The following is a 24,118-nucleotide window of genomic DNA, read 5'->3' as shown; positions in this document are numbered from 1 at the left end:
CCTGTGGGGGCGGGCTTGCTCGCGAAAGCGGTGTGCCAGGCAACATCAATGGCGACTGATATGCCGCTTTCGCGAGCAAGCCCGCTCCCACATTAAAAATGTATCGGCCGTGAATCGTGGGACACAAAAAAAACCGGCCGAAGCCGGTTTTGTAATTTCTGCGCAGTCAGAACGAAGCGTTCTGCAGACCGTCCAGATAACGCTCGGCGTCCAGTGCCGCCATGCAGCCGGCGCCGGCCGAGGTGATCGCCTGGCGGTAGACGTGATCCGCTACGTCACCGGCGGCGAAGATGCCGTCGATGTTGGTGGCGGTAGCGTTGCCTTCACGGCCGCCATGCACCACCAGGTAACCGTCTTTCATGGTCAGCTGGCCTGCGAACAACGAAGTGTTCGGGGTGTGGCCGATGGCAATGAACACGCCGTCGACTTTCAGCTCGTCGAAGCTGCCATCGTTGTTCTTCAGACGGGCACCTGTAACGCCCATGTTGTCGCCCAGGACTTCGTCGAGGGTGGCGTTAAGCTTGAGGATGATCTTGCCCTCGGCAACGCGAGCGTGCAGCTTGTCGATCAGAATCTTCTCGGCACGGAACGTTTCGCGACGGTGGACCAGGGTCACGGTGCTGGCGATGTTGGCCAGGTACAGCGCCTCTTCGACAGCAGTGTTGCCGCCACCGACCACAGCCACTGGCTTGTTGCGGTAGAAGAAACCGTCGCAGGTCGCGCAGGCCGAAACGCCTTTGCCCATGAACGCCTCTTCCGACGGCAGGCCAAGATAGCGAGCGCTGGCGCCGGTGGCGATGATCAGCGCGTCGCAGGTGTAAGTCGCGCTGTCGCCGGTCAGGCTGTAAGGCTTGGAAGCGAAGTCCACCGCGTTGATGTGATCAAAGACGATCTCGGTTTCAAAACGTTCAGCGTGCTCTTTCATACGCTCCATCAATGCCGGGCCGGTCAGACCGTGGACATCGCCCGGCCAGTTGTCGACTTCGGTGGTGGTGGTCAGTTGACCGCCGGCCTGCATGCCGGTGATCAGCAGCGGCTTGAGATTGGCACGGGCCGCGTAGACAGCAGCGCTGTAACCGGCAGGGCCGGAACCGAGAATAATCACTCGCGAATGACGGACTTCAGACATGACCTGCTCCTGTTGACCGGCCCGAAACATCTGGCGCGGAACGCCGGGTTGGCCGGCGTGAATAAAAAAGGACCGTTGAAAGCACTTGGGGAAGGCTTGAACTCGACAGTCCTGTAAAAGAATGGGTGCAGCGTATCGAGGGGGCGAAGATTAAGGAAATACCGAATAACAATCCAGCTCATAGGCGGTCTCTATTCGGTTACCGCAAATATATAGACGCCTTTGTTACCGTTGATGTCGATGCTGCCGCTGTGCTTTCGCCCGTGTGGCAAAGCCGGTAAGGTCGGCGCGTTTCCCTTCGCTCGGAGCACGATATGCCTGCACCCGTACTGTCTGGCCCGCAATATTTGCGCGAAGGACTCAAGCTGGTCCTCAGTCCCAGCCTGCGTTTATTCGTCCTGCTGCCACTGGTAATCAACCTGTTGCTGTTCGTCGGATTGATTTACCTGGCTGGCCATCAGTTCAGCCTGTGGGTCGATACCCTGATGCCGTCGCTGCCTGAATGGCTAAGCTTCCTCAGCTATGTGCTGTGGCCAATATTCGTGGTGCTGGTGGTCTTCATGGTGTTTTTTACGTTCACTATGCTCGCCAACATCATCGCCGCGCCCTTCAACGGCTTCCTTGCCGAGAAAGTCGAGGTAGTGGTGCGCGGCACCGACGACTTCCCGGCCTTCAGCTGGGGCGAATTGATCGCAATGATCCCACGGACGCTGTCGAGGGAGATGCGCAAACTCGGCTACTTCCTGCCGCGCGCCATTGGCCTGTTCATTCTCTCGTTCATACCGGTGGTCAACATTATCGCCGCGCCGCTGTGGTTGCTGTTCGGTGTGTGGATGATGGCGATCCAGTACATCGACTACCCGGCGGATAACCACAAACTGGGCTGGAACGAGATGCTCGCCTGGCTGCGCGAAAAGCGCTGGCAGAGCATGAGTTTCGGCGGCAGCGTTTATCTGGTGTTGCTGATTCCGGTGGTGAATATTCTGATGATGCCGGCGGCCGTGGCGGGGGCGACGCTATTTTGGGTGCGTGAGCGCGGTGCGGAAAACCTGGTGACGCAGCGATGAGCCGTCACAAACGCGTCATATGACTGTCACAACGACGCAATGGCCTCAGCCGACACTGAGGTCATGACGACAGCTCTGCATATCACCCTGATCACCGAAACCTTTCCTCCCGAAATCAATGGAGTGGCCAACACCCTTGGTCGCTTGTGCGACGGTTTGCGCGCGCGCGGGCATCAAGTGGAGCTGGTGCGACCTCGGCAGGGCTGCGACTCGCCGTCTGGCAGCGGTGAAGATTTGCTGTTGTGCCGGGGCTGGCCACTGCCGGGCTATCCGGGCCTGCAATGGGGTCAGTCGTCGATGCACAAATTGTTGCGGCGCTGGCAGCGTCATCGGCCGGACGTGTTGTACATCGCCACCGAAGGTCCGTTGGGACTGTCCGCGTTACGCGCCGCACGGCGCCTGGGGATTTGCGTAGTCAGCGGTTTTCATACCAATTTCCAGCAGTACACCAGCCAATATGGACTGGGGATGCTCTCGCGCTTGCTGACGCATTATTTGCGCTGGTTCCACAATCGCTCGACTTTGACGCTGGTACCGAGTGTCAGCCAGCGGCTGGAACTGGAGCGGCGGCATTTCGAGCGCCTGGCATTGTTGTCTCGCGGGGTGGACAGCCAGCTTTTCAATCCGGTCAAACGCCTGCAGTCGCTACGCGAGCAATGGGGTCTGGCAGAGGACGACATTGCCGTCATCCATGTAGGACGCCTGGCGCCGGAGAAGAATCTCGCTTTGCTCAAACCTTGCTTCGAGCGCCTGCAATGCGCCTATCCACAACGCCATCTGAAGCTGATCGTGGTCGGTGACGGACCGCAGCGGGCCGCGTTGCAGCAGCAATTACCGGACGCGATTTTCTGCGGAGCTCAGCGCGGCGAAGCGTTGGCCAGCCACTATGCCTCGGGGGATGTTTTCGTGTTCCCGAGCCTGACTGAAACCTTCGGCAATGTGGTGCTCGAGGCATTGGCTTCGGGGCTGGGCGTGGTGGCTTACGATCAGGCGGCTGCGGCACAGCATATCCGCCACGGCTACAACGGCGTGCTGGCGATGCCGGGGGATGAAGAAGCGTTTTGTGAGGCGGCGGTCTGGCTGCTGGAAGAGCGTGAAACCCTGCGTTGCGTGCGCCTGAATGCGCGCCAGCACGCAAGCCGTCAGGGCTGGGCGACGATTATCGAGCAGTTCGAGGGGCAGTTGCGCGGGGCTTGTGTGGGGGAAATGGTGGTGCCTAACGCACCGACCAGTCCCTGAATATTTGGTGGCATGGATGCCGCCTTCGCGAGCAAGCCCGCCCCCACATTTAACCGAGATCTTTCAGATGAATCGGGTCGAATGTGGGAGCGGGCTTGCTCGCGAAGGCGTCAATGAAAACGCCGCTTATACCAGCGTCATCAACGCCTCACGGCTGAACGGCAGAATGTCGCCTTCACGGCCGTCACGCACTTTCTGCGCCCAATCCGGATCGACCAGCAGCGCGCGCCCTACCGCCACCAGGTCGAACTCGTCATTGTTCAGGCGCTCCAGGAGTTTTTCCAGGCTGGCCGGCTGCGCGATCTTGTCTGTGTTGACCATGAACTGCAGGAATTCGCCATCCAGACCGACGCTGCCGACGGTGATGGTTGGCTTGCCGGTCAGTTTTCGCGTCCAGCCTGCGAGGTTCAATTGCGAACCGTCGAACTCCGGTTCCCAGAAACGCCGCGTCGAACAGTGGAAAATGTCCACGCCGGCGTCGGACAACGGCTTGAGGAATTCACCCAGAGCCTCCGGCGTTTGCACCAGACGCGCGGTGTAGTCCTGTTGTTTCCACTGCGAGAAACGCAAGATGATCGGGAAATCTTCACCGACCGCCGCACGCACGGCCTGAATCAATTCAATGGCGAAGCGCGAGCGGTTCGCCAGGCTGCCACCGTACTCGTCCGTGCGCTGGTTGCTACCTTCCCAAAAAAACTGATCGACCAGGTAACCGTGGGCACCGTGGATTTCGACGCCGTCCATGCCGATACTTTGCGCATCCTTCGCGGCCTGGGCGAAGGCGGCTATGACGTCCTGAATATCCTGCCGGGTCATGCCGTGAACCACGACCTGACCGTCCTTGAGCTTTTCTGACGGACCGTAGGCCGGAACGCTGGCGTCCGGTTCCGTACCGATGCGTCGCACACTGCCGACGTGCCACAGTTGCGGAACAATCCTGCCGCCCTCGGCATGCACGGCGTCGACGACTTTTTTCCAGCCCGCCAGCGCCGCTTCACCGTAAAAGTGCGGCACGTTCGGATAACCATTTGAAGCCTTGTGGTCAACCGTGGTGCCCTCGGTGATGATCAACCCCACGCCCGCTGCAGCACGGCGACGGTAGTACTCAATCACTTTCGAATTGGGCACGCCGCCCGGCGAAAACGAACGAGTCATCGGTGCCATGACCACGCGAGTCGGCAGTTCCAGATTGCCAAGGTGAAAAGGTTTGAACAGGGCTTTTACGGGCATGGCGACGCTCCACGAAGAATGACTTTATGACGACGATAATATGGACGCAGACAAGCTTTTAACAGCACTATTGATTTAAGTGATTAAGAGCCAGAAACGAAAAGATCGCAGCCTTCGGCAGTTTCTACATGGAAGATGAACACCTGTAGGAACGGCCGAAGGCTGCGATCTTTTGATCTATCTGATTCAGCTCAGCGCTTTTTCAATCGCCTGAATGACCGAGGCGTCATCAGGCGCCGTGCGTGGCGAGAACCGCGCGAGCACGCGACCATCCTTGCCCAGCAGGAATTTTTCGAAGTTCCAGGTGATGTCGCCCGGGAATTCCGCGCCCTCGCCTGCCAACAGGCGGTACAACTGATGACGGTCGTGTCCGTTGACGTCCAGTTTGCTGGACAACGGAAAGGTCACGCCATAGTTCAGACTGCAAAAATCCTGGATCTCCTGCTCGGAGCCCGGTTCCTGCCCGGCAAACTGATTGCACGGCAGGCCCAGTACGCTGAAACCCTGGTCTTTGTATTGCTGGTAAAGATTTTCCAGCGCCGCGTACTGTGGGGTCAGGCCACATTTGGAAGCAACGTTGACCACCAGCACGACGCACCCTTTGAGAGGCGCAAGAGGCAACTCCTGACCATCCAGGGCCTTCAGTTTAAGGTCGTGAAAAGCACTCATGACGAACTCCCAATTCCCGTGTTCTTCTCGAAACTGCCACTGGGTGATTTCACCAGGGACAGCCGCGGACTAAAAAGGCGCCCCGCGGGCGCCTCTCCAGTTCTCGAAAGCTTAGCGCAGAAATCAGTGGTGATGGCCACCTTCGCCATGGACGTGACCATGGGCGACTTCTTCCTGGCTGGCGTCACGGATCTCGATGATCTTGACCTGGAAATTCAGGCGCTGACCGGCCAACGGGTGGTTGCCGTCGACGGTGACATCGTCGCCGTCCAGATCGCGGATGGTCACGATCTGCATCTGACCGTCCGGCGCGGAAGCGTGGAACTGCATGCCCACTTCCAGCTCGTCAACGCCTTCGAACATGCTGCGGCTCAAGGTGCTGACCAGTTCGGCCGCGTATTCGCCGTAAGCGTCTTCAGGTTCAACGGCTACGGTCAGCTCGTCGCCGACTGCTTTGCCTTCCAGGGCTTTTTCCAGGCCCGGAATAATGTTGCCTGCGCCTTGCAGGTAGACCAGCGGCGCGCCGCCGGCGGAGCTGTCGATGACCTCACCAGCGTCGTTGGTCAGGGTATAGTCGATGGAGACAGCCTTATTGGCGGCGATCAGCATGGGGCGAGACCTTTTGCAGAAGAATATAGAAAGACCAAGTTTAGCGAAGCAATCGTCCGAAAGCGAACACAACCCGGACAGACGGAACGCGGCGCCAGGCCCGACGGTCACAGGCTTTCATCAGGACGAGGATGGCCACTGGGTCGCCGAGCTGTCCTGCGGCCATACACAGCACCTGCGTCACCGCCCACCATGGCAATCGCGCGCCTGGGTGCTCGACCCGGCGCAACGCCTTGAAAAAATAGGTCAGCCCTTTGCGTGCGGTTGGTGCGCACAAGGCTCGGTTAGCGCTAACCTTGGCGACTGAATTGCGGTAGACGGTCAGTCATAGGCCGTCACCATTGCCATGCTCCTTTAGAGAATCCGCATGCAAACTTTTTTTATCGCGCCCACCGATTTTGGTGTGGGCCTGACCTCAATCAGCCTCGGGCTGGTGCGCACCCTCGAGCGGGCCGGTCTCAAGGTCGGCTTTTTCAAACCCATCGCGCAACCCCATCCGGGTGACACCGGGCCTGAGCGTTCCACCGAACTGGTGGCACGCACCCACGGCCTGAAACCGCCTCAGCCGCTGGGCCTGGCACATGTCGAGCGCATGCTCGGCGACGGCCAGCTTGACGAATTGCTCGAAGAGATCATCACCCTGTATCAGCAAGCCGCCATCGGCAAAGACGTGCTTATTGTTGAGGGCATGGTGCCGACTCGCAGTGCCAGCTACGCGGCGCGGGTCAATCTGCATTTGGCCAAAAGCCTCGATGCTGACGTGATCCTGGTCTCCGCGCCGGAGAACGAAGTATTGGCCGAGCTTTCCGGGCGCGTCGAGTTACAGGCACAGCTGTTCGGCGGCCCGAAAGACCCGAAAGTCCTCGGCGTGATCCTGAACAAGGTGAAGACCGAAGAGAGCATGGAAGCGTTTGCTGCGCGCCTGAAGGAGCATTCGTCCTTGCTGCGCAGCGGCGATTTCAAGCTGCTCGGCTGCATCCCGTTCCAGCCGGAGCTCAACGCGCCGCGCACCCGCGACGTTGCCGACCTGATGGGCGCGCAAATCCTCAATGCCGGCGACTACGAAACCCGCCGAATGAGCAAAATCATCATTTGCGCGCGCACCATGCGTAACACTGTGGAGTTGCTCAAGCCCGGCGTGCTGGTGGTGACGCCAGGCGATCGCGACGACATCATCCTCGCCGTCAGCCTAGCCGCCATGAACGGCGTGCCGCTGGCCGGCCTGTTGCTCACCAGCGACACCCTGCCCGATCCGCGCATCATGGACCTTTGCCGTGGCGCGCTGCAGGCAGGTCTGCCGGTGCTGTCGGTAAGCACCGGCTCGTACGACACCGCCAACCAGCTGAACGGGTTGAACAAGGAAATCCCGATCGACGATCGCGAGCGTGCGGAGATCATCACCGATTTCGTCGCCAGTCATCTCGACGCCAACTGGCTGCACCAGCGTTGTGGGACGCCACGGGAAATGCGCTTGTCTCCGGCCGTGTTCCGCTATCAACTGATTCAGCGCGCGCAAGCCGCCAACAAGCGCATCGTGTTGCCCGAAGGCAGCGAGCCGTTGACCGTGCAGGCAGCGGCGATCTGCCAGGCACGCGGCATTGCCCGCTGCGTGTTGCTGGCCAAACCGGCGGACGTCGAAGCCGTGGCACGCGCGCACGATATCGAACTGCCGCCGGGGTTGGAGATTCTTGATCCGGACCTGATCCGTGAGCGCTACGTCGAGCCGATGGTTGCTCTGCGTAAATCGAAAAGCCTCAACGCGCCGATGGCCGAACAGCAACTGGAAGACACAGTGGTGATCGGCACCATGATGCTGGCGCTGGATGAAGTCGATGGCCTGGTCTCCGGCGTTATTCATTCCACTGCGAACACCATTCGCCCGGCCCTGCAGCTGATTAAAACTGCGCCGGGCTGCACGCTGGTCTCGTCGGTGTTCTTCATGCTGTTTGCGGAAGAAGTGCTGGTTTATGGCGATTGCGTGATGAACCCGCACCCAAGCGCCAGCGAACTGGCCGAGATCGCCCTGCAGAGCGCCGACTCGGCCGCCGCATTCGGCATCACCCCGCGTGTGGCAATGATCAGCTATTCGAGCGGCGAATCAGCCAGCGGTGAAGAAGTCGAGAAGGTCCGCGAAGCAACGTTACTGGCACACGAACAGCAGCATTCGCTGCTGATTGACGGCCCGTTGCAGTACGACGCTGCAGCCAACGAAAGCGTTGCCCGACAGTTGGCGCCGAACAGCCCGGTCGCCGGGCGCGCCACGGTGTTTGTGTTCCCCGACCTCAATACCGGCAACACTACGCACAAAGCCGTGCAGCGCAGTGCCGATTGCGTCAGCCTCGGCCCGATGCTGCAGGGCCTGCGCAAACCGGTGAACGACCTGCCGCGGGGCGCGCAGGTCGATGACATCGTGTACACCATCGCGTTGACCGCGATCCAAGCTGCCAACCGACCTATGGATCTTTAAATGCTGGATTTTCTACCTGCACCCGTACGCGGCGTGATCGCCTCGCTGTTGTTGGCACTGAACACGATTTTGCTTTGCTCGATTCTGTTCTGCGTGGCGATTTTCAAGGCGCTGCCCTTCGCCATTACGCAACGTTTCACGCTTTGGCTGATGAGTCATATCCATGAAGCCTGGATCAGCAACAACAAGGCCTGGATGAATCTGGTCTGCCGCACGCGCTGGCACCTCAGCGGTCTGGACGGGCTGGACTATCGGCATTCGTACCTGATCACCAGCAACCATCAGAGCTGGGTCGACATCATGGTATTGCAGTACGTGCTCAATCGTCGTATCCAGCCGCTGAAATTCTTCCTCAAGCAAGAGCTGATCTGGGTCCCGGTCATCGGCCTGGCGTGGTGGGCGCTGGGATTTCCGTTCATGAAGCGTTATTCCAAAGCTTACCTGGAGAAGCACCCGGAGAAGAAAGGCAAAGACCTGGCAACCACGCGCAAGACCTGCGCGAAGTTCCGCAACACCTCGGTGGGGATCTTTAATTTCGTCGAAGGCACGCGTTTCACTGAAGGCAAACACGCGCAGCAGCAATCACCGTTCAAGTATCTGCTGAAACCCAAGGCCGGCGGCATTGCCTTTGTGCTGGATGCGATGGGTGAACAACTGGAATCGATCGTCAACGTGACGATTCATTATCCGGGCGGCCGTCCAGGCTATTGGGATCTGCTCTGCGGCAACGTCAAGGACGTGGTGGTGCATTTTCAAGAGCTGAAGATTCCGCCCCAGTTCATTGGCAAGAATTACGATCAGGACGGCGAGTATCGCCTGCAGTTTCAGGGGTGGATCAATCAGTTGTGGGAAGACAAGGATGCGTTGCTGGGGCAGATGCACCGTGAGTATCCTGGCAAGTAACAAGGTGTCAGTGCCGGCCCCATCGCGAGCAGGCTCGCTCCCACAGTTGATCTTCAGTGCACGCTGACCTTGTGGGAGCGAGCCTGCTCGCGAAGGCGATCTCAAGGACACAAAAAACCCGCCGATGATCACTCATAGGCGGGTTTCTCTTGCAGCTTGAAGCTAACGGCTTACCGCTGCTCCTATCCTAGATCGCGCCACGCTGACGCAGCAGATCCAGCACTTGCTTGACGCTTTCTTCCAGTGACAGCGACTGGGTGTCGATCACCAGATCGGCATTCAGCGGCACGTCGTACGGGAAGGACTCGCCCGGGATGTTATCCCCTGCGGCCGCGTACAGACCTTGCGGGTCACGTTCGGCACAGACCGCCGGCGAGGCCTGCACGTAGACCGTCAGCAAGCGTTCCTTGCCGATCAGGTCCTTGGCTTGCTCGCGCCCTTCGGCACTCGGCGCAACGAACGCTGCCAGCGTCAGCAGCCCCGCTTCGTTGAACTGACGTGCGACGTGCGCGGCACGACGCCAGTTCTCGGTGCGCCCTGCGCGATCCTGCGGCAGCCCCTTGTTGAGGTCGTGACGAAGGTTCTGGCCATCAAGCACGAATACCGCACGGCCCAGGTCGAACAGTTTGCGCTCAACGGCGTACGCCAGCGTGCTTTTACCCGCGCCCGACAAACCGCTGAACAGCACGGTAGCCGGTTGCTGGCCGAAGCGTTGTGCACGCTCTTCGGTCGCCACGTGGGCCAGTTTGCCGTGGTGCGTGCTGGTGCCATGGCTCAAAGGCTGAGCGATGATCATGCCGGCGGCGACGGTACCATTGGTCAAGCGGTCGATGACGATGAACGAACCGGTGGTGCGGTTGCTTGCGTAACCGTCCAACGCGATGGCGGCGTCGAGGCTGATCTTGACCCGACCGATCTCGTTCAGCTGCAACGAGCTGGCCGGGCCTTCTTCAAGGGTGTTCACGTCGACGCGGTTGACGATGCTGGTGATCGAACCCGGCACGTAGGACGTGGCGCGTTTGATGTCGTATTTCTTGCCCGGCAACATCGGTTCCTCGGCCATCCACACCAGCATGGCGTCGAAGGCGTCGGTCACTTGCGGCAGGTTGTCGGCATGCACCAGCAAGTCGCCGCGAGAGATGTCGATTTCGTCTTCCATGGTCAGCGTCACTGCCTGACCCGGGCCTGCGTGCTCCAGTTCACCTTCGAAGGTGACAATGGATTTCACGCGGCTGCTTTTGCCCGACGGCAGCACCACAACTTCGTCGCCCTTGTGCACCACGCCGCTGGCCAAAGTACCGGCAAAACCACGGAAGTTCAGGTTCGGACGGTTGACGTACTGCACCGGGAAACGCAAATCGGTGTAATTGCGGTCGCTGGCGATCTCGACGGTCTCGAGGATTTCCATCAGCGACTGGCCGGTGTACCACGGCGAGCGCTCGGATTTGTTCACCACGTTGTCGCCCTTCAGCGCCGACATCGGCACGAAGGCCATGGTGGTCGGCTTGAACGCGATGCCTTCGGCGAACTTCAGGTAATCGGCCTTGATCGACTCGAAAACGCTTTCGTCGAAGCCGTTGAGGTCCATCTTGTTGATGGCGACCACGATGTGTTTGATGCCGAGCAACGAGGCTATAAAGCTGTGACGACGGGTCTGGGTCTGCACGCCGTAACGGGCATCGACCAGAATGATCGCCAGGTCACAGGTAGACGCACCAGTGGCCATGTTGCGGGTGTACTGCTCATGGCCCGGGGTGTCGGCGATGATGAATTTGCGTTTGGCGGTGGAGAAATAGCGGTACGCGACATCAATGGTGATGCCCTGCTCACGCTCGGCCTGCAGGCCGTCGACCAGCAACGCCAGGTCGATGTCTTCGCCGGTGGTGCCGACTTTTTTCGAGTCGCGCGTGATGGCTTCCAGGTGATCTTCGTAGATCATCTTGGAGTCGTGCAGCAGGCGCCCGATCAGGGTGCTCTTGCCGTCGTCGACGTTGCCACAGGTCAGAAAGCGCAGCATTTCCTTGCGTTCGTGCTGGCCCAGGTAGGCGAGGATGTCCTCGCTGATCAAATCAGATACGTGACTCATTGCATTCGAGCTCCAAGCTGTAAGCTTCAAGCGGCAAGCTTGTCGGCGTACAGCTACTCAGAAATTTTGTTGATCAAGCCGCTTAGCATTCTTGAAAGCTCGCGGGTTTCTGTAATCCAATCGTCAGCCAAAGAGTCAGCGATGTAGGCAATTTCACAGCCTATGAGGATCTGAGTTCGTAACTCACCACACGAGGCTTTTGCTACCCAAAGAAAATGTGCTTTTTCCTTGGCGCCGCAACGCTCCATCCCTTCAGCAATATTGGAAGGTACCGACAGTGCGGAGCGAGTAATTTGATCCTTGAAGCCAAAGTCCCCACATCCAGCAAACTCCCGATAGATTTTCACCGCTAAACACTTGCTTCTCTGCCAGACAATCAGCTTCTCGAAATCCATTGCGAGTCATCCGATAACGGCCCGCAGCAACCGGCCACAAGCACCAAACCACAACGTTACGCATACCGCCCTTAACTTGCAGCTTGCCGCTTGTAACTCAAAGCTTAGAAATACCCCTGCCGTTTCTTTTCTTCCATCGAGCCTGCGCCATCGTGGTCGATGACCCGGCCCTGGCGTTCGGAAGTTCGCGTCAGGAGCATTTCCTGAATGATGTCGGTCAGGCTGGTGGCCTCGGACTCGACCGCACCGGTCAGCGGGTAGTCACCCAACGTACGGAAACGGACTTTCTTCTTGACGATGCGCGCCTTGTCTTCGTCGCTCAGGTGATTGAGCAGGCGTTCGTCGTCGATCATGATCCAGGTGCCGTTCATCTCGATGACGTCGCGCTCGGCGGCGAAATACAGCGGCACGATCGGGATGCCTTCGAGGTAGATGTACTGCCAGATGTCCAGTTCGGTCCAGTTCGACAACGGGAACACACGAATGGATTCGCCCTTGTTGACGTTGCCGTTGTAGACGTTCCACAGTTCCGGGCGCTGGTTTTTCGGGTCCCAGCGGTGCTTGGTGTCGCGGAAGGAATACACGCGCTCTTTGGCGCGGGATTTCTCTTCGTCGCGACGCGCGCCACCGAATGCGGCGTCAAAACCGTGCTTGTCGAGGGCTTGCTTGAGGCCTTCGGTTTTCATGATGTCGGTGTGTTTGGCACTGCCGTGGGTCAGCGGGTTGATGCCCTGCGCGACGCCATCGGGGTTCACGTGCACGATCAGATCAAGGCCAAGCTCTTGGACCATGCGATCGCGGAATGCGTACATTTCCTGGAACTTCCACCGGGTGTCGACGTGCATCACCGGGAACGGCAGCTTGCCCGGGAAGAATGCCTTGCGCGCAAGGTGCAGCATCACGGCGGAATCTTTGCCGACGGAGTACAGCATCACCGGGTTATCGAACTCGGCGGCGACCTCGCGGATGATGTGGATGCTTTCGGCCTCCAGCTGTTTCAGATGCGTCAGTTTGTCGACCATGGCTACTCACGAAAACGATCTTGTGGACGGCCAGCGGGCCGTGTTCGAGCGAGGAATCCTAGCACAGCGACCTCTTCTAATCAGGGCGCTGGCTAGATCGAAAGGGTATATGAATATACCCATGTGGGAGCGAGCCTGCTCGCGATGACGGTGTGTCAGGCACCCGCAATATTGAATGAGTTGCAGCCTTCGCGAGCAGGCTCGCTCCCACAGTTCAATTGTGGTGTTTAGAGGATATCCGCACGAATCAGATCGGATTCGGGCAATCGATGAAGATGTGCTCGAGCGCAAAACGCCGCGCAAGGTAATCACCCAGCGCCTGCACACCGTAACGCTCGGTGGCGTGGTGACCGGCGGCGATGAAGCTGATGTCGTTCTCCCGCGCACTGTGAAACGTCTGCTCGGAGGCCTCGCCGCTGAGGTACAGATCGACTCCGGCCAGCACTGCCTGATCGATGTAGCCCTGGCCGCCACCGGTGCACCAGCCCACTCGGCGGATCATGTCGCTGCCTTCTATCAGCAATGGCTCGCGGCCCATGACTTCCTGGACCCGCCGGGCGAAATCCCGCGGGGTCATCGGTTCGTTCAACGACCCGACCAGGCCGACCACTTTCAGATTGTCCGGATCGAGCGGGCCTTCGACCGTAATGTCGAGCTGACGCGCCAGCTGCACGTTGTTTCCGACTTCAGGATGCAGATCCAGCGGCAGGTGATAAGCCAGCAGGCTGATGTCATGCTTGAGCAAGGTCTTCAGCCGGCGCTGCTTCATGCCGGTGATGCACGGGTTCTCGCCTTTCCAGAAATAACCGTGATGCACCAGCACCAGATCGGCCTGCGCTTCGACCGCGGCATCGAGCAACGCCTGGCTCGCCGTCACACCGCTGACGATGCGCATCACCTGCGGCCGGCCTTCGACCTGTAGCCCGTTAGGGCAATAATCGGCAATCCTTGCACTGTTCAAGTAACGGTCGGCTTCTTCGACCAGGGTGCTCAGAGCGACGGCCATAAAAGACTCCTAAATATCCCCATCAGAGGCGCGCGCGGCCTCGTATAATGCGCGACATTATGGGCGGTCTCATTCCGCCTGCAACCTTCCAGGACGTGCTTAATGCTCAAGGCGCTGCGTTTTTCCGGCTGGCCGCTGTTGGCCGGCGTGCTTATCGCTCTGTTGATTATCCAGCGTTACCCAGAGTGGGTCGGGCTTCCAAGCCTCGACGTCAACCTTCAGCAAGCGCCGCAAACCACCACGATGCAACAGGGTCCGGTGTCCTATGCCGACGCAGTGACCACGGCCGCGCCGTCGGTGGTGAATCTGTACACCACCAAAGTCATCAACAAGCCGAATCATCCGCTTTTCGAGGACCCGCAGTTCCGTCGTTTCTTCGGCGACAACTCGCCCAAGCAGAAGCGCATGGAATCGAGCCTCGGCTCCGGCGTGATCATGAGTCCCGAAGGTTATTTATTGACCAACAACCACGTCACCAGCGGCGCAGATCAAATCGTCGTTGCGCTGAAAGACGGACGCGAAACCCTTGCCCGGGTGATCGGCAGCGACCCGGAAACCGACCTCGCCGTTCTGAAGATCGATCTGAAAAACCTGCCGTCGATCACGGTTGGCCGCTCGGACAACATCCGTATTGGCGATGTTGCCCTGGCGATCGGCAACCCGTTCGGCGTCGGCCAGACTGTGACCATGGGCATCATCAGTGCCACAGGCCGTAATCAGTTGGGCCTGAACAACTACGAAGATTTCATCCAGACCGATGCCGCGATCAACCCCGGCAACTCCGGCGGTGCGTTGGTGGATGCCAACGGCAATCTGACCGGTATCAACACGGCGATCTTCTCCAAGTCAGGCGGTTCGCAGGGCATCGGTTTTGCGATCCCGGTCAAACTGGCGATGGAAGTGATGAAGTCGATCATCGAGCACGGCCAAGTGATCCGCGGCTGGTTGGGCATTGAAGTACAGCCCTTGACTCAGGAACTGGCCGAATCGTTTGGTTTGTCGGGACGACCCGGCATTGTAGTCGCGGGGATCTTCCGTGACGGCCCGGCGCAGAAGGCCGGCCTGCAGTTGGGTGATGTGATCCTTGCGATTGATGGTGAACCGGCTGGCGATGGTCGTCGCTCGATGAACCAGGTGGCGCGGATCAAGCCAACCGACAAGGTCACCCTACAGGTCATGCGTAACGGCAAGGAAATCAAGCTGACGGCTGAAATCGGCCTGCGTCCACCACCGGCGCCCGTCAAGGAAAAACCGGAAGAGTAAGCACAGCGCACTAATACAAGACATTCTCATCGGTCATGTTATATTGTTTCAATATCACTATTGGAACAACATAACATGTCGTCTCGAAAAAGGGCTTCACTCGCGGCTCTCGCCCTTGGCCTGCTGGCAGAACCGGTCTTCGCCGACGGATCCGCCCCTCTCGAACTGGACGCTATCAGCGTCACGTCCGATTACGAATCGCCCACCGGCCCGGTCAAGGGCTACCGCGCGACACGATCGTCCAGCGCGACCAAAACCGACACCGCCATTCGCGACATCCCGCAATCGATCAGCGTGATCCCGGCCAGCGTGCTCAAGGATCTGGGCAGTACCAGCGTCGAGCGCGCCCTGGAATTTGCCGGCGGCGTGTCGAAGCAGAACAATTTCGGCGGGTTGACCCTGTACGAATACAGCGTGCGCGGCTTCACCACGTCCGAGTTCTACAAGGACGGTTTCAGCGCCAATCGCGGCTACCCGACCACGCCGGACGCCGCCAACATCGAGCGCATTGAAGTGCTCAAAGGCCCCGCTGCCAGCCTGTACGGCCGAGGCGACCCCGGCGGCACGGTAAACATCGTCAGCAAAAAACCGCAGCCTGACGCATTCACGACGCTGCAGACCAGTGCCGGCAGCTGGGACCGTTACCGCACCGCGCTGGACGTCAACACGCCGCTGGACGAGGACGGCAACGTACTGTCGCGCGTCAATCTGGCAGTCGAGGACAATCACAGCTTTCGCGATCACGTGGACAGTCAGCGGGTATTCGTCGCGCCCTCCTTCAGCTGGCAACTGAACCCGGACACTCACCTGCTGGTGGAAAGCGAGTTCGTGCGCCACAGCTCGACATTCGATCGCGGTGTCGTGGCGCCGAACAACACCTGGAGCGGGGTCTCGCGCTCGACGTTCCTCGGCGAGCCCAATGACGGCGACATCGATAACCACAACAACATGCTGCAGGCGGCGCTGGAGCATCACCTCAACGACGCCTGGAAACTGCGCCTGGCCAGCCATTACAAAGAAGGCAAACTCTGGGGATTCGCTTCCGAAGCGCGCCCGCTGAATGCCGACGGCCACACCGTCAACCGCCGTTACCGCGAGCGTGACAGCGATTGGCACGACAGCATCACTCAACTCGAATTGCGCGGCTTGTTCGAGCTTGGCAGTTGGCAGCACGAACTGTTGATCGGCACGGAATACGAGAACTATCGAAAAAATGAACGGGTCACGACCATAGCCGGCAGCACCTACCCGATCGACATTTACCGACCGGTCTACGGCCAGCCGAAACCGAACGGCGCACGATCGGGCAGCGACTATTTGGAACACGTCGAGAGCCAGGCGCTGAACCTGCAGGACCAGATTGTCTTCACCGACAAACTGCGCGGCATGGTCGGTGCGCGCTTCGAACATTTCGAGCAGAGCATCGACGACCACACCCGTGGCGCCAGCACTCGGCAAACGCACGACGCGCTCACGCAACGAGTCGGTTTGCTCTATCAACTGACGCCGCAAGTCGGTGTATTTGCCAACGCGTCCACCTCGTTCAAACCCAATAACGGCCTCGATGCTTCTGGCAAGTCTTTCAATCCGGAAGAAGGCGTGGGGTATGAAGTCGGGATCAAGAGTGAGCTGTTCGACGAGCGCTTGAGCAGCACCCTCGCCGCTTTTCATATCGAAAAGGAAAACGTGCTGGCGCTCGACCCGGGCACGGACACCAGCCGCGCGATGGGCAAGGCGCGCAGTCAGGGTTTCGACCTGCAAGTCACCGGGCAGTTGACTGACGCGGTGCGAGTGATTGGCGCCCTTGCCTACATCGACGCAGAAGTCACCGCGGGCGACAAGGCTATTCCTGCCGGCAGCCGGATTCTCGGCGTGGCAAAACGCAGCGGCAGCCTGCTCGGGGTTTACGAATTTCAGGACGGCCACTTGCGCGGCTCGGATGTCGGCGCGGCATTCACCTACGTGGGTGATCGCTCCGGCGAATCGGGCGGTGAATTCGAGCTGCCGGCCTATCACACCGTCGACCTGCTCGCACATTACAAAGCCAGCGAAAACGTCACCGTGGGTCTGAACCTGAACAATCTTTTCGACGAGAAATACTTCGAGCGCGCTTACAGCAATTACTGGGTCAACCCCGGCGAACCGCGCAATTTCACTGTCAGCCTGACACTCAATCTGTAAAAGGACGCCTCCATGCAACTACTCAAACCTTTCGCGCTGCTCGGCCTGCTGGTGGCTACCCAGGCGTCGGCCCATGGTTTATGGACCGAACAACGCCGCGGCAACGTTGAAGTGATCTACGGCCACGGCGCGGAAGACAACGCGTTCAAACCCATGAAAGTCAGCGGTGCCTGGGCGTATGACAGCGCAGGCCGAATGATTCCGGTGACCGTGCTGCGGCTGGTTGACCATGCCCGCCTGCAGCCATTGAAAGCTCCGGCGGTGATGGCTGTGGCGCTGGATAACGGCATGTGGTCGCAGACGGCCGACAAGAAGTGGATCAACCAAGGGCGCAGCAAAGTGCCGGGGGCGATTGAGTCGACTCAGACGTTCAAATACAGTCTGGCGATTTATCAACCGGGGGCGAAGTTGCCGAAACTTGCTCAGATGAAACTGCTGATTCTGCCGGAAGTTGACCCGCTGACAGTCGGGCCGGGCAAGTCTTTGCCGGTGCGGGTGCTGCTGGACGGTGAACCGATGGCTGGGGTGAAGTTGATCGGCGATTACCGCAGCGCGCCGGGTACGGTCAGCACCGAGACGGACGCTGACGGCCGGGCGCAGGTGTTGGTGCGCAATGAAGGGTTGAATGTGATTGCGGCGCAGGTGGAAGTGCCGGTGAAGGACAGTGCCGATGTGAACAGCCGCGGGCTATTCACATCGTTGACCTTTCTGGGCGAGCCGCATCACGAATAGGTCTGGACAACACTGACCCTGTGGGAGCGAGCCTGCTCGCGATGAGGCCAGCCCTGTCAATAGTGGAACGAATGGCCGGACCGCTATCGCGAGAAAACTCGCTCCCACAGTTTCAGCGGCGACTTACAGGTCGCCAAGGCCATCGATCAGCGCCTGATTTTGTTCAGGCGTGCCGATACTGATCCGCAAAAACTGTGCAATCCGCTCCTGCTTGAAGTGGCGGACGATCACACCCTGCTCACGCAATTTCGTCGCCAGGCCTGCTGCGTCATGCTGCGGATGGCGGGCGAAAATGAAGTTTGCTGCCGAAGGCAGCACCTCAAAGCCTTTGGCCTGCAACTGTGAGATCACCCATTCACGGTTTTCGATCACCAGACGACACGTCTTGTCGAAGTATTCACGATCCTCGAACGCCGCTGCAGCGCCGACGTTGGCCATGCGATCCAGGGGATACGAGTTGAAGCTGTTCTTGATCCGCTCCAGCGCCTCGATCAGATCCGGATGCCCGACCGCCAGGCCAACCCTTAGGCCAGCCAGTGAACGGGATTTGGACAGCGTCTGCGTCACGAGCAAATTCGGATAACGATCGACCAGACTGATCGCTGTCTCGCCACCAAAATCGATGTAAGCCTCGTCCACCACGACTACCGAATCCGTATTGGCCTTAAGGATTTGCTCGACCGCATCCAGTGCCAGCAGGCAACCGGTCGGCGCGTTCGGGTTGGGGAAAATAATCCCGCCGTTAGGCTTGGCATAATCCGCCGGGTTGATCTGAAACTGCTCATCGAGCGGCACCGCATCGAAATCGATGCCGTACAACCCGCAGTAAACCGGATAGAAGCTGTAACTGATGTCCGGAAACAACAGGGGTTTATCGTGCTGCAACAAGCCGTGAAAAATGTGCGCCAGGACTTCGTCCGAACCGTTGCCGAGGAACACCTGATTGCCCTGAACGCCGTAGTACCTGGCAACGGCTTGCTTGAGCACATCACTGTTCGGGTCGGGGTACAGGCGCAGGTTGTCGTTAAGCTCGGTCTGCATCGCCGCCAACGCTTTCGGAGATGGGCCATACGGGTTTTCGTTGGTATTGAGCTTTACCAGTTTCGTCAGTTTCGGCTGCTCGCCGGGCACGTAAGGCACCAGATCCTTGACGAACGGGCTCCAGAATTTACTCATGCTCAGTTCCCCTTCTGCTCGTCAACGATGCGGTATTCGGCACTGCGGGCGTGGGCGGTCAGCGACTCGCCACGGGCCAGCACGGAAGCGGTCTTGCCCAGTTCGGACGCGCCCTGCTCCGAGCAGAAAATGATCGACGAGCGCTTCTGGAAATCGTACACACCCAGTGGCGACGAGAAGCGCGCGGTGCCAGAGGTCGGCAGCACGTGGTTCGGCCCTGCGCAATAATCGCCCAGCGCTTCGGAAGTGTGACGGCCCATGAAGATCGCCCCGGCATGGCGAATCTGCGGCAACCAGGCTTGCGGATCTGCGACTGACAACTCCAGGTGCTCAGGCGCGATACGGTTGGCCACTTCGATGGCTTGTTCCATGTCGCGAACCAGGATCAATGCGCCACGGCCATTGATCGAGTTTTCGATGATTTCTGCGCGCTCCATAGTCGGCAGCAGCTTGGCGATGCTCGCCGCGACCTTATCGAGGAACTCGGCATCCGGGCTGACCAGAATCGCCTGAGCGTCTTCGTCGTGTTCGGCCTGGGAAAACAGGTCCATGGCGATCCAGTCCGGATCGGTGTGACCATCACACACCACCAGAATCTCCGACGGGCCGGCAATCATGTCGATGCCGACCTGGCCGAACACGTGGCGCTTGGCAGTGGCGACATAGATGTTCCCCGGCCCGACCACTTTGTCCACCTTCGGCACGCTTTCGGTACCGTAAGCCAGCGCGGCGACCGCTTGCGCGCCACCAATGGTGAACACGCGGTCGACACCGGCAATGCACGCGGCGGCGAGCACCAGTTCATTGAGTTCTCCGCGCGGCGTCGGAACGACCATGACCACTTCGGTCACCCCGGCAACCTTCGCCGGAATCGCGTTCATCAGTACCGAAGACGGGTACGACGCTTTACCGCCGGGCACATAGAGGCCGGCGCGATCCAGCGGCGTGACCTTCTGGCCCAGCACCGTGCCGTCGGCCTCGGTGTAGCTCCAGGAGTCCTGCTTCTGTTTTTCGTGATAGCTACGCACCCGCGCTGCGGCTTTTTCCAGGGCTTCGCGCTGCGGTACGGTGATTCGCGTAAGTGCCAGTTCCAGGCGCTCGCGCGGCAGGATCAAGTCGGCCATGGAGGCCACGTCCAGCCCGTCGAACTGCCGGGTGTAGTCCACCAGCGCCGCATCACCGCGCTCGCGCACGGCCTTGATGATGTCCAGCACTCGCTGGTTGACCGAGTCGTCAGACACGCTTTCCCAGCTCAACAGATGATCCAGATGATGGGCGAAATCCGGGTCAGCAGCGTTGAGTCGGCGAATTGCAGTCGGTGCGGTCATAGCGAGAGCCTCATAGGAATGGCAAAAACTCAGGCGCCCGAAGCTAACATTCGATCCGCTTGGGCACCTGAGAATTCTGGCTATGAGGCGGATAGACGGCGCGACTCGAAGTCGCGCAGGTGAATCAGCCGCGGTGTCGAGACTCCACTGCCTTGCGCAGGGTGTCGATCAACGCCTGGATACGGGCGTGCTGCATTTTCATCGAAGCTTTGTTGACGATCAGGCGGGAGCTGATGTCGGCGATAAAGTCCTGGGGTTCCAGGCCATTGGCACGCAAGGTATTGCCGGTGTCGACCACGTCGATGATCTTGTCGGCCAGACCGATCAACGGCGCCAGCTCCATCGATCCATACAGTTTGATGATGTCGACCTGACGGCCCTGTTCAGCGTAATAGCGCTTGGCAACGTTGACGAACTTGGTGGCCACGCGCAGCCGGCCCTTGGGCTCGACATCACCGACACGGCCAGCGGTCATCAGCTTGCACAGGGCAATACGCAGGTCCAGCGGCTCGTACAGGCCCTGGCCGCCGTATTCCATCAACACGTCCTTACCGGCGACGCCCAGGTCAGCGGCCCCATGCTCGACGTAGGTCGGCACATCGGTGGCGCGCACGATCAGCAGGCGTACGTCGTCCTGGGTCGTAGGAATGATCAGCTTGCGGCTCTTGTCCGGATTCTCGGTCGGCACGATGCCCGCTTCAGCCAGAAGCGGCAGGGTGTCGTCAAGGATGCGGCCCTTGGACAGTGCGATGGTCAACATGGGAAACGTCAGTCCTTCATCAGGCTATTGCTGTCGGGTCGCAAACGGCGCCAGACATAGATCGAGGCTGTTACAACCGCGATTTGAAACAAATTCAGCAGGGACTTACTGGTAACGCTTGATAACAGAAAACACCTTCATGTGGCGAGCGGGCTGACCGCGCAGGGCTGCACAAGCAGTCCCTTTTTTGGGGTCGCTACGCAACCCGACGCGGGCAAGCCCGCTCGCCACAATGATGGTGTTCGCAGTCCCGGGACTAGCCCGGTACGCGGCGGATCTTGGCGCCGAGCATCTGCAGTTTCTCTTCGATGCACTCGTAACCACGGTCAATGTGGTAGATGCGGTCGATCAGGGTGTCGCCTTCGGCGATCAATGCCGAGATTACCAGGCTGGCCGAAGCCCGCAGGTCGGTGGCCATGACTGGCGCGCCCTTGAGCTTCTCGGTACCGGTGACGATGGCAGTGTTGCCTTCGACCTGGATCTTGGCGCCCATGCGGTGCAGTTCGTAAACGTGCATGAAGCGGTTTTCGAAGATTGTCTCGATCACCGCACCGGTGCCTTCGGCAATGGCGTTGAGGGAGATGAACTGCGCCTGCATGTCGGTCGGGAACGCCGGGTACGGAGCCGTGCGCACGTTGACGGCTTTCGGCCGCTTGCCGTGCATGTTCAGCTCGATCCAGTCTTCACCCGAAGTGATCTCGGCGCCGGCTTCACGGAGTTTTTCCAGAACGGCTTCGAGAATCGTCGGATCGGTGTCCTTGACTTTCACACGGCCGCCGGTGACGGCAGCAGCAACCAGGTAGGTACCGGTTTCGATACGGTCAGGCATTACTTTGTAGGTGGTCGGGTGCAGACGCTCAACGCCATCAATGGTGATGGTGTCGGTGCCGGCGCCGCTGATCTTCGCGCCCATGGCGATCAGGAAGTTCGCCAAATCGATGACTTCAGGCTCGCGCGCGGCGTTAGCCAGAACGCTGCGACCTTTGGCCAGAGCGGCAGCCATCATGATGTTTTCGGTACCGGTCACACTCACGGTGTCGAAGAAGAAGTGCGCACCACGCAAGCCGCCTTCTGGCGCCTTCGCCTTGATGTAGCCGCCTTCAACGTCGATGACGGCACCCATGGCCTCAAGGCCACGGATGTGCAGGTCAACCGGACGCGAACCAATCGCGCAGCCGCCAGGCAGGGCGACTTCGGCTTCACCGAAACGGGCAACCATCGGGCCCAGTACCAGGATCGACGCACGCATGGTTTTCACCAGTTCGTACGGGGCGATCAGAGTCTTGATGGTGCGCGGGTCGATTTCGACGCTGAGCTTCTCGTCGATCACCGGCTCGATGCCCATGCGACCAAACAGCTCGATCATGGTGGTGATGTCGTGCAAGTGCGGCAGGTTGGCAACCGTCACCGGACCATCGCACAGCAAAGTAGCCGCCAGAATCGGCAGGGCAGAGTTCTTTGCCCCGGAAATGCGGATCTCGCCATCAAGACGAGCGCCACCGGTAATAATCAATTTATCCATAAGAATCTCGACGCCCTTGGGCTCAGGTGCGCTCGGCCCAGGCCGCGCTGCTGAAAAATTTCATAGTGACCGCGTGGATGCTGCCATCGGTGATCCACGGGTTCAAATGGGCATAGACCTGCTGCTGACGCTTCACCGGGCTCAACGCCGCCAGTTCATCGCTAATCACGTTCAGCTGGAAATTGCAGCCTTCGCCTTCAACTTCCACCTGCACGTGTGAAAGAGATTCGGACAGCTTTCCTTCAAGGAAGCTCTTTACTTCGGTGGCCTGCATGCTCAACCTCAATCGGCGCCCTGTGCGCGCGGGTCGGACATCATACAAAAAAGCCCCGCGCCTGCGAACCCCGCGATGCAGGACTCTGACGGGGGGCTTTTTTACCAGATGCTATTAGGGATGCGCCAACAGCTCGGTCAGCTCGCTGACCTGAGCGATTTCACGCATGTCTTCGGGCATTGCACGAATGGTCAGGGCCTTGCCGGCAGCCTGCGCATCGCGCATGAAACATAGCAACAACGACAAGCCCACGCTGCTGGATTTCAGCACCGCCGAGCAATCGACCACCAAGGCCGGCGCCTTGCTCGACTTGATCAGCGCCTGACCTTGCTTGCGCAAGCCGGGGCCGGTGCGATAGTCCAGCATGCCGCTGAGCAACAGCTCCCCGGATTCGCTCATGCGAATGGCCGACACACTCATTGCGCTTGCTTCTCGGTGGCTTCCTTGGCTTTGGCGACTTCCCCGGCCCAACCATTGATGGTCTTGTCCAGGTCGTTGCCATTGCGCTGCATCGCGTCAGCGAACTGATCGCGGAACAGCTTGCCTATGTTGATGCCATTGATGATGACGTTGCGCAGCTTCCACTCGCCGTTGATTTTTTCGAGCGTGTAGGACACAGGATAAACCGCACCGTTGGTGCCCTTGACGGTCATGCCAACGCTGGTCCGGTTGCCTGACTCATCTTTGGCCGGGTCAACGACGATCCCCTGATTGTTGTACTCAAGCAAAGCGTTGCCATAGAACTGAAACAGCCCGCGCTTGAAGTTTTCTTCAAAGGTTTTCATCTGCGCAGGCGTGGCCTTGCGCGAATATTTGACCGTCATGATGCTTTTGGAAATACCCTCGGCATCCACGACAGGACCAACGATGGTGTTCAGCGCCGTATAAAAGTCGTGCGGGTCCTGCTTGTACTTTTCTTTATTGGCGGACAAGTCAGCCAGCAACCGGTTAGTCGTGTCCTGAACCAGGTCGTGTGCCGAAGGCGCCGCCACAGCGTTAGCCATCAACGGCATTGCCGCGAGTAATACCAACAGGCCACGTCGCAGGGTAGAGATCATTC

23 protein-coding genes are annotated in these 24,118 nt (G+C 59.4%); 8 read left to right on the top strand and 15 right to left on the bottom strand.

The annotated features are described in order from the left end of the window. Positions 1–166 precede the first annotated feature (166 nt). A complete protein-coding gene (gene trxB / locus F8N12_RS22475; RefSeq protein WP_150580498.1) occupies positions 167–1,129 on the bottom strand; it encodes a thioredoxin-disulfide reductase in 963 nt (320 codons plus the stop codon). A 314-nt stretch (positions 1,130–1,443) separates the two neighbouring features. Between trxB and cysZ the strand changes: the two genes are divergently transcribed. After that, positions 1,444–2,196 (top strand): sulfate transporter CysZ, encoded by a 753-nt coding sequence (gene cysZ, locus F8N12_RS22465; protein ID WP_150582351.1) that lies wholly within the window; start codon positions 1,444–1,446, stop codon positions 2,194–2,196. A 39-nt stretch (positions 2,197–2,235) separates the two neighbouring features. After that, positions 2,236–3,435, top strand: coding sequence for a glycosyltransferase family 4 protein (locus tag F8N12_RS22460; RefSeq protein WP_150582350.1), 1,200 nt, complete (start codon positions 2,236–2,238; stop codon positions 3,433–3,435). Between the two features lie 126 nt (positions 3,436–3,561). On the opposite strand, the gene F8N12_RS22455 is transcribed toward F8N12_RS22460, so the two are convergent. The 3 genes from F8N12_RS22455 to F8N12_RS22445 all read right to left on the bottom strand — a co-directional run bounded on the left by F8N12_RS22455 (position 3,562) and on the right by F8N12_RS22445 (position 5,943). Continuing rightward, positions 3,562–4,665, bottom strand: coding sequence for an NADH:flavin oxidoreductase (locus tag F8N12_RS22455; RefSeq protein WP_150582349.1), 1,104 nt, complete (start codon positions 4,663–4,665; stop codon positions 3,562–3,564). 186 nt (positions 4,666–4,851) lie between these two features. Then, positions 4,852–5,334, bottom strand: a complete 483-nt coding sequence (locus F8N12_RS22450) for a glutathione peroxidase (protein ID WP_150582348.1) — start codon at positions 5,332–5,334, stop codon at positions 4,852–4,854. Between the two features lie 123 nt (positions 5,335–5,457). Continuing rightward, entirely contained in the window at positions 5,458–5,943 is a 486-nt protein-coding gene (locus tag F8N12_RS22445) for an FKBP-type peptidyl-prolyl cis-trans isomerase (RefSeq protein ID WP_150582347.1), read from the bottom strand. Between F8N12_RS22445 and F8N12_RS22440 the strand changes: the two genes are divergently transcribed. Genes F8N12_RS22440 through F8N12_RS22430 form a run of 3 tightly spaced genes read left to right on the top strand, consistent with a single transcriptional unit; the run spans position 5,912 to position 9,313 of the window. Next, positions 5,912–6,250, top strand: coding sequence for a DUF3565 domain-containing protein (locus tag F8N12_RS22440; protein ID WP_150582346.1), 339 nt, complete (start codon positions 5,912–5,914; stop codon positions 6,248–6,250). The two genes, F8N12_RS22445 and F8N12_RS22440, sit on opposite strands and share 32 nt — an antisense overlap. A 60-nt stretch (positions 6,251–6,310) precedes the next feature. Further along, complete coding sequence (pta, locus tag F8N12_RS22435) at positions 6,311–8,410, top strand: phosphate acetyltransferase (RefSeq protein WP_150582345.1); 2,100 nt, start codon at positions 6,311–6,313, stop codon at positions 8,408–8,410. Beyond that, positions 8,411–9,313, top strand: coding sequence for an acyltransferase (locus F8N12_RS22430; protein ID WP_150582344.1), 903 nt, complete (start codon positions 8,411–8,413; stop codon positions 9,311–9,313). A 187-nt stretch (positions 9,314–9,500) separates the two neighbouring features. Here F8N12_RS22430 and cysN read toward each other — a convergent pair whose 3' ends face one another. From cysN to F8N12_RS22405, 4 genes are all read right to left on the bottom strand, one after another. Continuing rightward, complete coding sequence (gene cysN / locus F8N12_RS22425) at positions 9,501–11,399, bottom strand: sulfate adenylyltransferase subunit CysN (protein ID WP_150582343.1); 1,899 nt, start codon at positions 11,397–11,399, stop codon at positions 9,501–9,503. 53 nt (positions 11,400–11,452) lie between these two features. Further along, positions 11,453–11,794, bottom strand: coding sequence for a four helix bundle protein (locus F8N12_RS22420; protein WP_150582342.1), 342 nt, complete (start codon positions 11,792–11,794; stop codon positions 11,453–11,455). A 104-nt stretch (positions 11,795–11,898) separates the two neighbouring features. Further along, positions 11,899–12,816: a sulfate adenylyltransferase subunit CysD gene (cysD, locus tag F8N12_RS22415; protein ID WP_150582341.1), complete on the bottom strand. Its 918-nt coding sequence runs from the start codon at positions 12,814–12,816 to the stop codon at positions 11,899–11,901. A 247-nt stretch (positions 12,817–13,063) separates the two neighbouring features. Continuing rightward, the gene (locus tag F8N12_RS22405; protein ID WP_150582339.1) at positions 13,064–13,822 is read right to left on the bottom strand and encodes a Nif3-like dinuclear metal center hexameric protein; all 759 of its coding nucleotides are present in this window, start codon (positions 13,820–13,822) and stop codon (positions 13,064–13,066) included. Positions 13,823–13,924: 102 nt separating this feature from the next. Here F8N12_RS22405 and algW point away from each other — a divergent pair, with 102 nt between their 5' ends. The 3 genes from algW to F8N12_RS22390 all read left to right on the top strand — a co-directional run bounded on the left by algW (position 13,925) and on the right by F8N12_RS22390 (position 17,998). Continuing rightward, the gene (gene algW, locus F8N12_RS22400) at positions 13,925–15,085 is read left to right on the top strand and encodes a Do family serine endopeptidase AlgW (RefSeq protein ID WP_150582338.1); all 1,161 of its coding nucleotides are present in this window, start codon (positions 13,925–13,927) and stop codon (positions 15,083–15,085) included. 75 nt (positions 15,086–15,160) lie between these two features. Next, the gene (locus F8N12_RS22395) at positions 15,161–17,266 is read left to right on the top strand and encodes a TonB-dependent siderophore receptor (RefSeq protein ID WP_150582337.1); all 2,106 of its coding nucleotides are present in this window, start codon (positions 15,161–15,163) and stop codon (positions 17,264–17,266) included. A 12-nt stretch (positions 17,267–17,278) separates the two neighbouring features. Further along, on the top strand, positions 17,279–17,998 hold the full coding sequence (locus tag F8N12_RS22390; RefSeq protein ID WP_150582336.1) for a DUF4198 domain-containing protein: 720 nt from the start codon (positions 17,279–17,281) through the stop codon (positions 17,996–17,998). A gap of 123 nt (positions 17,999–18,121) precedes the next feature. Here F8N12_RS22390 and hisC read toward each other — a convergent pair whose 3' ends face one another. From hisC to F8N12_RS22355, 7 genes are all read right to left on the bottom strand, one after another. Continuing rightward, positions 18,122–19,174: a histidinol-phosphate transaminase gene (gene hisC / locus F8N12_RS22385; protein WP_150582335.1), complete on the bottom strand. Its 1,053-nt coding sequence runs from the start codon at positions 19,172–19,174 to the stop codon at positions 18,122–18,124. Positions 19,175–19,176: 2 nt separating this feature from the next. Beyond that, the gene (gene hisD, locus F8N12_RS22380; RefSeq protein WP_150582334.1) at positions 19,177–20,502 is read right to left on the bottom strand and encodes a histidinol dehydrogenase; all 1,326 of its coding nucleotides are present in this window, start codon (positions 20,500–20,502) and stop codon (positions 19,177–19,179) included. 124 nt (positions 20,503–20,626) lie between these two features. Continuing rightward, positions 20,627–21,262, bottom strand: a complete 636-nt coding sequence (gene hisG, locus F8N12_RS22375; RefSeq protein WP_003188599.1) for an ATP phosphoribosyltransferase — start codon at positions 21,260–21,262, stop codon at positions 20,627–20,629. Between the two features lie 256 nt (positions 21,263–21,518). After that, positions 21,519–22,784 carry a UDP-N-acetylglucosamine 1-carboxyvinyltransferase gene (gene murA / locus F8N12_RS22370; RefSeq protein WP_028623787.1) on the bottom strand — a complete coding sequence of 422 codons (1,266 nt, stop codon included), beginning with the start codon at positions 22,782–22,784 and terminating at the stop codon, positions 21,519–21,521. A 22-nt stretch (positions 22,785–22,806) separates the two neighbouring features. Then, the gene (locus tag F8N12_RS22365; protein ID WP_150582333.1) at positions 22,807–23,058 is read right to left on the bottom strand and encodes a BolA family protein; all 252 of its coding nucleotides are present in this window, start codon (positions 23,056–23,058) and stop codon (positions 22,807–22,809) included. A gap of 114 nt (positions 23,059–23,172) precedes the next feature. Beyond that, positions 23,173–23,478: a lipid asymmetry maintenance protein MlaB gene (locus tag F8N12_RS22360; protein ID WP_150582332.1), complete on the bottom strand. Its 306-nt coding sequence runs from the start codon at positions 23,476–23,478 to the stop codon at positions 23,173–23,175. After that, positions 23,475–24,116 carry a phospholipid-binding protein MlaC gene (locus tag F8N12_RS22355; protein ID WP_150582331.1) on the bottom strand — a complete coding sequence of 214 codons (642 nt, stop codon included), beginning with the start codon at positions 24,114–24,116 and terminating at the stop codon, positions 23,475–23,477. The genes F8N12_RS22360 and F8N12_RS22355 overlap by 4 nt, the downstream gene beginning before the upstream one ends. Positions 24,117–24,118: the final 2 nt, after the last annotated feature.

Origin of the sequence: Pseudomonas fluorescens, assembly GCF_902497625.1 — a bacterium.
Classification (GTDB): Bacteria; Pseudomonadota; Gammaproteobacteria; order Pseudomonadales; family Pseudomonadaceae; genus Aquipseudomonas; species Aquipseudomonas fluorescens_BQ.
Note: the sequence above shows the minus strand (reverse complement) of the source record. Positions and strands in the feature narration are given on the sequence as shown.